Genomic DNA, 12,504 nt, shown 5'->3' on the forward strand with positions numbered 1-12,504 from the left:
TCTGGCAGCTTTTTTATTTATGTCTTTTTCTACTCTAGACTTATTCTTCTTCATACATAGTTAACAAGTGATGGCTAATTCCATCTGCTCTTAACCAAGCCAACTCATAGCTCGCTTTAGCCAAAGCTAAAACACGTCGTTCAAACTCAACCCATATGGTTTTGACTTGAGACTCCGAAATACCCAAACCACTCTCGTGTGCTAGATGTTTATTCTTTTCACATATTTTTAAGGCATGGTAAAGCTTACGCCCCTGGCTCGCCCCTTCCATCAAACGAACACGCTTACTTAAAATAAAGCCCTCAACATGCTGTAAGTCTGCATGAGGCAACATCGGTACTAAGATTTGATTCAATTGATCATCTAAACGCTTCCATACAGCCAAACGCTGCTCTGCCGTATAAGTGTTCCATTGAATCACCTCGTGGTTAAAACGGCGACAACCACGACAAACCTGATCACCAAAAACTGTTGAACAACGCCCTGCACATGGGGTGAGAGAGAGCGTTCGATGATCATTACTCAAAACAAACTCCTTAAATAAACCATATACTTTTTATGGTTTTCTCGCTTATTACTAATTTTCGCGCTAAAATATGCGCCTTAAATTTCTATCTTAATACATTTGGAGTTTTCCATGAACGCTACTGTAGAACAGCTTGCACCTGTAGAACAGCAAGCGACCGCAGGTTGGGTTGTTGCAGCACTATATCAATTTAAAGAAGTTCAAGATCCTGCCGATCTTCAACAACGTTTATTAGACTTAGTGAAAACAATTAACCTTTGTGGAACTCTGATTGTAGCAGGTGAAGGAATTAATGGTACTGTTGCTGGTGATCGCTTAGCAATTGATACACTACATCATTTTTTGCTCAATGAAGGCTTTGGTGCTATGGAATACAAAGAATCCCATAGTTCTGACAAACCTTTCCGCAAAATGAAAATTAAACTTAAAGAAGAAATTGTGACTTTAGGTGTTGAGGTTAAACCTCGTGACTTAGTCGGTCACTATCTTGACCCTAAAGAATGGAATGATTTAATCGCACGTGATGATGTAATTTTAATCGACACACGTAATGATTACGAATATAAAGCGGGTACATTTAAGGGTGCAATTGACCCTAAAACAGAAACATTCCGTGAGTTTCCAGAATACGTTAAGAAAGAGTTAGAGCAATATAAAGACAAAAAAATTGCGATGTTCTGTACTGGTGGTATTCGCTGTGAAAAATCAACTTCTTTACTTCTTCAAGAAGGATTTAAAGAGGTTTACCATCTTAAAGGCGGTATTCTTAAGTACTTAGAAGAAACCCCTGCTGATGAAAGCTTATGGGAAGGCGAATGCTTCGTATTTGACGGACGTACTGCTGTAACTCATGGTGTAGAGGAAGGCGTGAATATTAAATGTCATGCTTGTGGTTGGCCTTTAACTCCTGAAGAGTCTGCTCTACCAAGTTACGAACACGGTGTTTCTTGCGTTTATTGCATCGACAAAACCACTGAAAAGCAAAAAGCTGGTTTCCGTATGCGCCAGTCACAAATTGCTGCTGCAAAGCGAAAACGTCTATAAAACTATAAAATAGTTTTCAAAGGGCACTTAGATTTCTAACTGCCCTTTTTTATTTTATATCACTTAATTTTTCGTAATAAAAAACGCCCTAGAAAGGACGTTATTTATTATTTCTTCTAATAAATTAATTTGGCGTATGATACATCAAGTATAATTCATTCAAATTATCTGGGATTTCTTCTGCCAGCTCATCCATTAACTGTCCATTACGACGGAAAGATTCCATCTGTGGATCTTCTTCATCAATTCCACTAAATACCATCATTGGTAAAGTTAAATCAATTAATTGTTCTTCATATTCAGGTGCAAACCATGCATCTTCATTTAAGAACATCGCATCAACAAATCCAACACTCCAATCGCCTAAGCTAGACTCAACATCGGCTTCTTCAATTTCAAACGGAAATTCAATTCCATTTTCATTTGCTAAGTCTTGTCGAATTGACTCTAACCACGCTTTGATCTGCTGAATAATTTCGGCAGGAACTTTTTTATGGTTATTATCAAATAATTCATCTAACCAACGATCAAACTGAGGGCCTACTGCAATTGCACACAGAAAACCATGAGTTGCAGCGAAATCCAGACCATACTCATTGTGGTCTCCATCTAGATATTCACTTAATTGGTCTAAATCTAACGCACTCATTGTGTTACCTGACTATAAAAAAGAAATCTACGATAGCATAGCATCTAAGCTGACGATGCCCTATTCAGATTTGATTAGTCTTCATCATCAAGATCATCATCGTCTAAATCATAATCAAAATCTTTTAACTCACGCTCTAAACGGCGTTGGGCTAATAGATCATCAATTAATCTACGTTTTTCTAATGATTCTTTCGCAGTGATTTTGCCTGATGACTCATCAAAACCGACATCATCATCATCACCGTAGTTATCATCTAGTTCAAAATCTGTAGAAGACACTAAAACTACCTCTAATGAAAAAATGTGAATGGGTCTAGCCGCTATTTATCTTTCTTATTTAACTGTGTCAAGTTTTATTTATATTTTTTTCATTAAACTGCATATTTGTGCTTTTTTTCACCCAAAAAATTGTGTATTTATAAAGCTGAACTATTTTTTTGATCAAAAAAAAATTCTATGATCTTTTCGATGATTTAAGCTTGAAAAAAATGATTTTATCCCAATATTCAAAAAACAGACGTGAATTCAAAGATATTTTTTATTTAACGGTTACTGATCAAAGCCAAAACATTTCAAGCAAATTGTGCTATCATGCACGGTTTTTCACTGCCACAGATTCAACAAAGAGTAAGCAAAGATGAGCGATATGCATTCCCCTACTTCTCAAGTAGCGGCTCTGATTAGCCGAGGCAAAGAACAAGGTTACTTAACTTACGCTGAGGTTAACGATCATCTGCCGGACTCGATTACTGAAAGCGAACAGATTGAAGACATTATTCAAATGCTTCAAGACGTTGGTATTCCTGTACACGAGCGTGCACCTGAATCTGACGATACCATGTTCGGTGAGTCGGCTGACGCAACTGATGAGGTTGCTGAAGAAGAAGCTGCTGCCGTACTTGCATCGGTTGAAAATGAGCCTGGGCGTACGACAGATCCTGTACGTATGTACATGCGTGAAATGGGTACAGTTGAGCTGTTAACCCGTGAAGGTGAAATCAGCATTGCCAAACGTATTGAAGAAGGTATCCGTGATGTCCTTAATTCAATTGCTTACTGGCCAAATGCTGTTGAAGTTGTGTTAAAAGAATATAATGATTTTTTAACTGGCGAACGCCGTCTTGCAGATATTTTATCAGGCTACCTCGATCCTGAAACTGATGAAGATATTCCAGAAGTTTTAGAAGAAGTTGAAGAACTTGAAGAAGAAGACGAATCATCTTCAAAATCAACGAAAGAAGTTAAGCTTGATGATGACGATGAAGAAGAAGAGTCTGAAGGTGATGATGACTCTGAAGGCGATTCAGGTCCAGACCCTGAGGTTGCAAAAGTTCGTTTTACTGAACTAGAAGCTGCTTGGGCTAAAACAAAAGCTGTTGTTGAAAAACATGGTCGTAACAGTCCAGAGGCTGAAGAAGCTTTAGAAGCTTTAGCTACTGTGTTCATGATGTTTAAATTTACACCACGTTTATTTGACATCATCTCTGAAATGATTCGTGGTACCCATGAGCAAATTCGTGCCAATGAACGTGAAATCATGCGTTATGCAGTACGTCGTGGCCGTATGGACCGTACTCAATTCCGTACATCTTTCCCTAAACAAGAATCTAATCCAGCTTGGTTAGATGAACAAATTGCTAAAGCACCTGCTGAAATCAAGGCGCATTTAGAAAAAGTTCGTCCAGATGTTTTAGCATTCCAACAAAAGATTGCAGATATTGAGAAAGAGCTTAGTTTAAGCGTTGCTGAAATTAAAGATATCTCTAAACGTATGGCGATTGGTGAAGCGAAAGCACGTCGCGCTAAGAAAGAAATGGTAGAAGCCAACCTCCGTTTGGTAATCTCGATTGCGAAGAAATATACCAACCGTGGTTTACAGTTCCTTGACTTGATTCAAGAAGGGAACATTGGTTTGATGAAAGCTGTAGACAAGTTTGAATACCGTCGTGGTTATAAATTCTCGACTTATGCAACTTGGTGGATTCGTCAGGCGATTACTCGTTCGATTGCCGATCAGGCTCGTACAATCCGTATTCCAGTACACATGATTGAAACGATTAACAAGATCAACCGTGTATCTCGTCAATTGTTACAAGAAATGGGCCGTGAACCAACACCTGAAGAATTAGGTGAACGTTTAGAAATGGATGAAGTTAAGGTTCGTAAAGTACTTAAAATTGCTAAAGAACCGATTTCGATGGAAACACCTATTGGTGATGATGAAGATTCACATCTTGGGGATTTCATTGAAGATCAAAACATCACTTCTCCAATTGATGCTGCGACTTCAGAAGGCTTAAAAGAAGCAACTCGTGAAGTATTGGAAAACTTAACTGAACGTGAAGCAAAAGTATTGAAGATGCGTTTTGGTATTGATATGCCAACCGATCATACACTTGAAGAAGTTGGTAAACAATTTGACGTAACACGTGAGCGTATCCGTCAGATTGAAGCGAAAGCATTACGTAAATTACGCCACCCTTCTCGTTCTGAACATTTACGTTCTTTCTTGGAAAATGACTAAGTTTTGAAAGCTTGAAATTTCAAAACCAAGCCCCATTTAATAGAAAGAGCTATAAACGCCTGCGATAATGCAGGCGTTTCAAATCATGAGGTAACTTATGTTAGACCGCACTCCATCTCGCGAACTACAAGAACATCTTTGGGTATTTCCGATGGATTATCCAATTAAACTTATTGGCGATGCGGGTGAAGAATTACGTGTTGCTGTAGTCGATATTTTGGTAAAACATTTTCCAGACTTCGACCACTCAACATTAAAAGTTCAAGAATCTCGCACTGGCAAGTATCATTCTTTAACAGCACAATTGCGCTTTGAAGAATTGGAACAAGTTCATGCACTTTATGCTGACTTGGCTGCTTGTCCGCAGATTAGAACTGCGCTTTAATTTTAAGTTCTTCAATCAATACCACAGTCAGGCATTCTTACTGTGGTATTTTTTTGGAAATTTTAAAAACTCCCTACCACGAAAAACCTTACAAATATTTATAATTCCTTTTATAAAATCCTTTAAAATTACAAGGTTTTCGGCTTTTATCTAGTAGATATTAACTGGGCGCCGCATAAACTAATTATAGGAAGAGATTGTGATGAGCCTTGATAAACCTAACTTAATCATTCGGCAATGGAACGATTTACAAGATTATCAAAGCAAGTTTGAAACCATGAAACTCTTAACAAATGAGCGAGATCAAGATACGCCTGATGAGTTATGGTTACTCCAACATCATAATGTTTTAACTCAAGGTCAAGCTGGTAAACCTGAACACATCCTAATTTCATCAGATATTCCTGTAGTGCAAACTGACCGTGGTGGACAAGTGACTTGGCATGGACCCGGTCAACTTGTGGCTTACTTCATGTTTGATCTTAATCGTCTAAAATGGAACGTGCGTACATTGGTCAGTTTTGCTGAACAATTCATGATAGATGTTTTAAAAAAATACGGAATTGAAGCGTATGCTAAGCCTGATGCACCAGGAGTATATGTAGATGGCCGTAAGATCGGTTCCCTAGGTTTTAAAATTCGTCGTGGTCGTAGCTACCATGGGTTAGCATTAAACTTAGACTGTGCCCTAGATGGGTTCCAGACGATCAATCCTTGTGGCTACGCTGGTTTAGAAATGGTGCGTATACAAGATTTGGTGACTCCTTATCCATCATTCACTCAACTTTGCCAAGACTTTATTGAGTATATTAAGAACACTGAATACTTTAATGACCCAGAAGTCAAAACTGAATAAATCGCTTTGCGATGAAATAAAAATGGATTAGAGTAATTACTCTAAATTTGCTTTTGCATAATTTTAACAAGGGATACGCGAGTGATTTCGACAAAAGCTGTAAAGCCTACTCTGCAACTTGCCTATGTTAAGCTCATGATGGATGTTGTTGGTCGTGGCTTAGTCATGGCAAGTCAAGTGGACACTGAAATACAAGAGGAAGTATCTAAATTTCCTGTTCACTTTGTACTTTCAATGAATGTTTTCCCAAATGGACCAGCATTTTTTGCTCGAGTCACAGAAGACAAACAGTTAGAGCTACTCAAAAGAGCTGAAAGAAAGCCAGACTTAACTATTACATTCAAACATGTAACTCATGCCTTTTTAGTATTTTCTTTTCAAGAAAGTACTGCCCAAGCATTTGCTAATGACCGAATGATTGCTGATGGCGATGTATCTGCTGCCATTCGTTTAGTACGCTGTCTAAATAAAATGGAATCTCTCATTTTACCTAAATTGGTTGCGTCTCTTGCAGTCAAAGAATACCCAACCGAACTCACCCTAAAAGAAAAATTCAACGAAGCTGCAAATATTTACTTAAAAGTAGCTAAGTCCTATTTCAAGCGGAGCGCATAACATGGCTAAACCATATTACGAATTCTTTTGTCCTGTAAAAGTCATTGCCGGTAATGCTGCGTTAGAACATATTCCGTTTGAACTTGCGACTTTAGGTGCAAAACGTCCGCTCATCATTACAGATAAAGGTGTGCGCGCAAATGGCCTACTCAACCCGATTGAAGCTGCGTTCAGTACGACTGATGCTGTCATTGGTCATGTGTTTGATGATGTTCCACCAGACTCAAGTTTAGAAGTCGTTCGTCTTGCCGCAGAAGCTTATCGCAAGAATAAATGCGATGCGATTATTGCTGTAGGTGGTGGTTCAGTTATCGATACTTCTAAAGCAACTAACATTTTAGTATCTGAAGGTGGAGATGACTTACTTCAATATTCTGGTGCACACAACCTACCAAAACCATTAAAACCATTTTTCGTAATTCCGACTACATCAGGTACGGGATCTGAAGTGACTATGGTTGCCGTGGTTTCAGATACGCAAAAGAATGTTAAATTGGCATTTGCCTCTTATTACTTAATGCCACATGCAGCGATTTTAGATCCACGCATGACACTTACATTGCCACCTCATTTAACTGCAATGACAGGTATGGATGCCTTAACACATTGTGTTGAAGCATATACATGTATGGCTGCCAATCCACTTAGCGATGCTTATGCAAGTGCTGGAATTAAAAAGATTAGTGAAAACCTATTTAATGTCCTAGAAAACCCAAATGACTCACAAGGTCGTTTAGAACTAGCACAAGCCTCTACAATGGCAGGTATTGCATTCTCTAACTCAATGGTAGGCCTTGTACATTCTTTAGGTCATGCTTTAGGTGCTGTTGCTCACCTGCCCCACGGTTTATGTATGAATTTATTCTTACCATATGTGCTTGAATATAATAAGCAGGTAAATGGCCAGAAAATTGGTGAATTACTGTTGCCATTAGCTGGTGCTGATATCTATGCACAAACTCCAGCAACTCAACGTGCAGACAGAGCGATTGCAACAATTTTGGCAATGCGTGATCGTTTATTTACCTTAACCAAGTTACCACGTACTTTACGTGAAACTGGCAAAGTAACTGAAGCACAGCTCGATGAAGTTGCAGAAAAAGCACTAAATGACGGCTCAATTATTTACAACCCTAAAGAAGCAAGCCTAAAAGATATCCGCGATATTTTACAAAAGGCATGGTAATAAGATAAGTTAAATCAAAAATCCCCCATAAGGTCCTGATTTTTATATAAAATCAGGACCTTTTTTATAGATGTGAATCTATATTCATCATTTTATTTGTAAATATGGCAAAAAATTTGCTAAAAAATCGATGAAAGTACTGACAATTTGCATCAATTTAGGATAGATTGGCGCACTTTATCTTTTTCTGTAGGGGGGATCGTTCGTCTCAAACGATCCTTAACACCAAGCTGATCCTTGATCAACGATTATGAGGATAACGCCGTTGACAACTATCTCTGGGACTCCGTCTGTAGTTAAGCTACGAAAAACGCTAGGTCTTTGGCATATTATTATTATTGGTTTAGCCTATATTCAGCCAATGACATTATTTGACACATTCGGTCTAGTTTCCGAAGAAAGTCATTACCATGTTCCAACTTCGTACATTTTTGCATTAATTGCCATTTTGCTAACATCGATTAGTTATGGACATATGATTAAGCGCTATCCATCTTCAGGTTCAGCTTATACCTATGCACAAAAATCAATTCACCCTAATGTTGGTTTTATGGTGGGTTGGTCATCTTGGTTAGATTATTTGCTTTCACCAATGGTCAATATTATTTTGGCTGGTATTTATCTTGATGCATTATTTCCTACAGTCAATCATTGGGTATGGGTAATTGTATTAACCGCTTTCATGACTGGTATTAACTTACGTGGCGCACGCTTTGTTGCTAATTTTAATAGCCTGATTGTATTTGTACAGTTACTCGTGATCGGCATATTTACTTATCTAGTCTATAGCAAATTACAAATGGGCTATAATGCAGAAGGTCCAATTACAGAAGCAACCCGTTATCAGTTATGGAGCTTAGAGCCTTTCTGGAATGAGTTGACATCCGTAGGGGCATTAGTCACTGGTGCAACATTACTTTGCTTCTCGTTTACTGGATTCGACTCTTTAAGTTCTTTAGCAGAAGAAACAAAAGACACTGAGAAAACATTACCTAAAGCGATTTTCTTAACAGCACTTATCGCTGGTGTAATCTTTGTCATCAGTACTTACTTCATGCAAATTTACTTCCCACATGATCCTAAAAACTACTTTGAAGATGTTGCAGCAACACAGCCAGACATTTTATTACTTGTAGGTGGTTCATTATTTCAGTCATACGTTCTTGCTTTTGCAATTATTACTGTCATGGCATCTGGTATTTCAGCTCATGCAGGTGTATCGCGCTTAATGTATGCAATGGGACGTGATGGTGTAATCAATAAAAAAATCTTTGGTCATGTTAGTCCAAAGAACTATACGCCTTCATACAATATTCTTATTGTTGGTGTTGTAGCACTAGCAGCAGGTTTCATGAGTTTAGATATTGTCATTTCAATGATTAGCTTTGGTGCGTTAACTGCATTCACATTTGTTAATTTATCAGTGATTTCACGCTATGCTTTACGTGATGGCCGTACAAAGAATTTCAAAGATATTTTTAACTTTGTAATTATTCCACTTCTTGGCTTCTTCAGTATTTTCGCTCTATGGCTTGAGATTGAAGAGACAGCCTTGAAATATGGATTATGGTGGGCAATGTTCGGTATTTTATACCTAGGTTATAAAACTAAAGGTTTTAAATATCAAGCACCTCAACATAATGAACATGAATAACCATCCCTCATAAAAAAGGCGCTTAAAGCGCCTTTTTTATTGTCAAATTAACCAAAAATTTTGTTCACAATATTTTGTACACGTTGAGCATAGAGTTTCGCTGTTTCAAGGTCTCCAGCAGGGACTTCCTCTACACTTGCATCAGAAGGCGATTGAACTAAAAGTCCAACTGAACCACCTAAGTTATTTACATCTTCACGTGTTGCATCTTTTGTATTCGCTGGTAATAAACCAAGGCTCACCCAAATTCCACCATGTTGCGATGCTAAAGTCTGTAATTGAATAAGTGTAACCTGCTTATCCCCATTTAAGCTCGCGCTGTTTGTAAAGCCTGCAAATACTTTATCTTGCCAACCACGTGTAAACCAAACTTTTGAAGTTGCATCAGCAAACTTTTTAAACTGCCATGGTGCTGTACCCATATAAGTCGGAGCACCAAAAACAATCCCCTTCGCATCATTTAATGTCTGCCAATCTTGCTCAGTAATATTACCTTCTTGATCAATTGGGATGAGCTGAGCATTAATTTCGTTTGCAAACGTTTCAGCCACTACTTTGGTATGGCCATAACCAGAGAAATATACAACCGCGATATTAGAGTTAGACATGGGAGCAAACCTTTGTTTTATTAAATTCCAACTTATGATATATTTTAGAAACTAGGTGTCAATTAGTTACTAACTGGTAACTATGGTAATTTTTTAAGAAATTAGCAGGTAAATAGTATGAATGAATGTCTAAAATATAATGTTTTTCAACAACATTGCCCTGCTCGTTTATTTTTTGAAAAAATTGCAGATAAGTGGGTTTTATTAATTTTAAATGTGCTTGAAGAGGAAACTCAGCACTTCAACTTGCTCAAAAAGAATATTCAAGGTATTTCGCCTAAAGTCTTATCACAGAAGTTAAAAATGCTGGAAAGAGACGGTTTTATTGAGCGTAAAATTCAAAATACATCTCCTATTCGTGTTGATTACTCACTCACTTCTCTGGGGCAAAATGTCGCTTCAATGGCGTTCCAATTAAAGGAATGGGCCGAAAGCAATATTGAACAGGTTTTAGCAGCCCAAATGACTTATGACGAAAAAGTGCTAGAACAGGCTTAATTGGATTTATATAAAAAAATAAGGCCACAACTGTGGCCTTATTTTTATTTAAAAACTATTAACTTATCCTAAGTCTTTAAAACCCTGCTGACGCCATGCTTCATAAACAATCACAGCCGTTGCATTAGATAAATTTAAACTTCTTGAGTTTTCCGCCATCGGCAAACGAATCCACTGTTCTTGTGGAAACATCAAGCGAACATGCTCAGGCAAACCGCGTGTTTCCGGCCCCATCAGTAAAGCCACAGGTCGATTCAAATCAACTGTATGCGGAGTTGCAGAACCTTTAGTGGTGAGTGGAAAAACATGCTCAACCCCTTTAGCTTTCAAGTCGGCAAGGCAAAGTTCTATGTTGTCCCAAATTTGCATACGTGCCCATTCATGATAATCAAGACCTGCTCGTTTGAGCTTTTTATCATCCAATTCAAAACCTAAAGGCTTGACCAAATGTAACTGTGCACCAGTATTAGCACATAAACGAATGATATTGCCTGTATTGGCAGGAATTTCAGGCTCGTATAGGACAACATGAATCACAAATTTTCTCGACTTTAATAACCAGCAATAAACTCAAATGAACTTATTGCCATTTTAACTGTTCACGTAAATTCACCACTTCACCAATAATGGTTAAAGTCGGTGCTACAATATGATGTTCAGACACTTTCGTTGCGATATCAGCTAATGTTCCAACTACAACTTTCTGGTCTGGTGTGGTTCCCTTAGAGATTAAAGCTACTGGCATATCAGCACGTTGACCATGAGCAATAAGTTGCTCACAAATGCGTTCTAAACCAACTAGCCCCATATATAAAACCAAAGTTTGATTTTCATAAACCAGCTCATTCCAAGGAAGTTCAGGTGAACCTTCCTTTAAATGCCCAGTCAAGAAACGAACACTTTGTGCATAATCACGATGTGTTAATGGGATACCCGCATAAGCTGAACAGCCTGATGCTGCTGTTATACCTGGTACAACTTGGAAAGTGACATTCGCCTCAACGAGCTCTTGAATCTCTTCACCACCACGTCCAAAGATAAATGGATCACCACCCTTTAAACGACAAACACGCTTTCCTTTTTGAGCATATTCAACCAGTAAAGCATTAATACCATCTTGGGGAACGGAGTGATTTGAACGGGCTTTACCGACATAAATTTTAGTCGCATCACGACGGCAAAGCTCTAAAATGGGCGCAGAAACAAGACGATCATAAATCACAACATCAGCTTGCTGCATAAGACGTAATGCTTTTAGTGTCAGTAACTCTGGATCACCCGGTCCAGCGCCTACCAAATAAACTTCACCTTTAGGTGCAGTCCATTCTGTTAAGGCTTGCTGAATCAAACCATTTGCAACTTCTAAATTGTCATTGAAAACTTGTTCTTTCAATGGGCTAGCATAGAGGTTTTCCCAAAAAATCCGACGCTCATCTGGATTGGGAATTTTTTCTTTTACCTGCTTACGCCACTGACCAGAAAACTCAGCCAACTTACCCATGCCATGCGGAACAATTGTTTCTATATGAGTACGAAGTTGTCTCGATAAAACTGGTGATGCACCATTTGAAGCGACAGAAATAATTAACGGAGAACGGTCAATAATAGCTGGAACCATAAAGCGACAATGTGGAATATCATCAACACTATTGACCAATAAATTACGCGCTTCACATTGTTCAAAAACAGCTTTATTCACTTGCGCATCATTAGTTGCAGCAATCACTAATCGATATGGTGTATTTAATATTTTTTCAGCAAAGGACTCGGCAAAATACTCTCCGCCTGTCGTTTTGACTAACTGTAAAAGCTGCTCTTCAATTGCAGGAGCAATAATATCGATTACTGCTCCCGCCTTGGCTAAAAGGTTTGCTTTGCGCAATGCAATATGCCCACCACCCACAATCAGACAATGTTGCTGTTGCAACTTTAAAGAGATTGGAAAAATATCCACCTT

The 12,504-nt window shown here is 38.3% G+C and carries 14 protein-coding genes; 8 read left to right on the forward strand and 6 right to left on the reverse strand.

The window, feature by feature from the left end:
* Positions 1 to 40 precede the first annotated feature (40 nt).
* Positions 41 to 526 (reverse strand): DUF1289 domain-containing protein, encoded by a 486-nt coding sequence (locus J690_RS17905; RefSeq protein WP_005064555.1) that lies wholly within the window; start codon positions 524 to 526, stop codon positions 41 to 43.
* 111 nt (positions 527 to 637) lie between these two features.
* On the opposite strand from J690_RS17905, the gene trhO reads away from it, so the two are divergent.
* Positions 638 to 1,570 (forward strand): oxygen-dependent tRNA uridine(34) hydroxylase TrhO, encoded by a 933-nt coding sequence (gene trhO / locus J690_RS17910; RefSeq protein WP_032037314.1) that lies wholly within the window; start codon positions 638 to 640, stop codon positions 1,568 to 1,570.
* A 124-nt stretch (positions 1,571 to 1,694) separates the two neighbouring features.
* Here the strand turns inward: trhO and J690_RS17915 are convergent, their stop codons facing one another.
* On the reverse strand, positions 1,695 to 2,219 hold the full coding sequence (locus tag J690_RS17915) for a YecA/YgfB family protein (RefSeq protein ID WP_002116105.1): 525 nt from the start codon (positions 2,217 to 2,219) through the stop codon (positions 1,695 to 1,697).
* Between the two features lie 74 nt (positions 2,220 to 2,293).
* A complete protein-coding gene (locus tag J690_RS17920; RefSeq protein ID WP_002116495.1) occupies positions 2,294 to 2,500 on the reverse strand; it encodes a PA3496 family putative envelope integrity protein in 207 nt (68 codons plus the stop codon).
* Between the two features lie 358 nt (positions 2,501 to 2,858).
* Between J690_RS17920 and rpoD the strand changes: the two genes are divergently transcribed.
* The 6 genes from rpoD (at position 2,859) to J690_RS17950 (ending at position 9,441) form a co-directional block, all read left to right on the forward strand.
* Positions 2,859 to 4,745: an RNA polymerase sigma factor RpoD gene (gene rpoD, locus J690_RS17925; protein ID WP_002116414.1), complete on the forward strand. Its 1,887-nt coding sequence runs from the start codon at positions 2,859 to 2,861 to the stop codon at positions 4,743 to 4,745.
* 97 nt (positions 4,746 to 4,842) lie between these two features.
* On the forward strand, positions 4,843 to 5,130 hold the full coding sequence (locus J690_RS17930; protein WP_002116017.1) for a YbeD family protein: 288 nt from the start codon (positions 4,843 to 4,845) through the stop codon (positions 5,128 to 5,130).
* 202 nt (positions 5,131 to 5,332) lie between these two features.
* Positions 5,333 to 5,986: a lipoyl(octanoyl) transferase LipB gene (lipB, locus tag J690_RS17935; protein WP_032037316.1), complete on the forward strand. Its 654-nt coding sequence runs from the start codon at positions 5,333 to 5,335 to the stop codon at positions 5,984 to 5,986.
* A gap of 81 nt (positions 5,987 to 6,067) precedes the next feature.
* Positions 6,068 to 6,601, forward strand: a complete 534-nt coding sequence (locus J690_RS17940; RefSeq protein WP_005072911.1) for a hypothetical protein — start codon at positions 6,068 to 6,070, stop codon at positions 6,599 to 6,601.
* Between the two features lies 1 nt (position 6,602).
* The gene (locus J690_RS17945) at positions 6,603 to 7,787 is read left to right on the forward strand and encodes an iron-containing alcohol dehydrogenase (RefSeq protein ID WP_002116403.1); all 1,185 of its coding nucleotides are present in this window, start codon (positions 6,603 to 6,605) and stop codon (positions 7,785 to 7,787) included.
* 250 nt (positions 7,788 to 8,037) lie between these two features.
* The gene (locus J690_RS17950) at positions 8,038 to 9,441 is read left to right on the forward strand and encodes an APC family permease (RefSeq protein WP_005064540.1); all 1,404 of its coding nucleotides are present in this window, start codon (positions 8,038 to 8,040) and stop codon (positions 9,439 to 9,441) included.
* Between the two features lie 47 nt (positions 9,442 to 9,488).
* Here J690_RS17950 and J690_RS17955 read toward each other — a convergent pair whose 3' ends face one another.
* The gene (locus J690_RS17955) at positions 9,489 to 10,049 is read right to left on the reverse strand and encodes a flavodoxin family protein (RefSeq protein ID WP_032037317.1); all 561 of its coding nucleotides are present in this window, start codon (positions 10,047 to 10,049) and stop codon (positions 9,489 to 9,491) included.
* A gap of 117 nt (positions 10,050 to 10,166) precedes the next feature.
* Here J690_RS17955 and J690_RS17960 point away from each other — a divergent pair, with 117 nt between their 5' ends.
* The gene (locus J690_RS17960) at positions 10,167 to 10,547 is read left to right on the forward strand and encodes a winged helix-turn-helix transcriptional regulator (protein WP_032037318.1); all 381 of its coding nucleotides are present in this window, start codon (positions 10,167 to 10,169) and stop codon (positions 10,545 to 10,547) included.
* 63 nt (positions 10,548 to 10,610) lie between these two features.
* Here J690_RS17960 and J690_RS17965 read toward each other — a convergent pair whose 3' ends face one another.
* Entirely contained in the window at positions 10,611 to 11,084 is a 474-nt protein-coding gene (locus J690_RS17965; RefSeq protein WP_005072891.1) for a tRNA (cytidine(34)-2'-O)-methyltransferase, read from the reverse strand.
* A 43-nt stretch (positions 11,085 to 11,127) separates the two neighbouring features.
* Positions 11,128 to 12,501, reverse strand: coding sequence for a siroheme synthase CysG (gene cysG / locus J690_RS17970; RefSeq protein WP_032037319.1), 1,374 nt, complete (start codon positions 12,499 to 12,501; stop codon positions 11,128 to 11,130).
* Between the last annotated feature and the right edge of the window lie 3 nt (positions 12,502 to 12,504).

This window comes from Acinetobacter sp. 742879 (genome assembly GCF_000588535.1).
In the GTDB taxonomy this organism is placed as follows: domain Bacteria; phylum Pseudomonadota; class Gammaproteobacteria; order Pseudomonadales; family Moraxellaceae; genus Acinetobacter; species Acinetobacter pittii.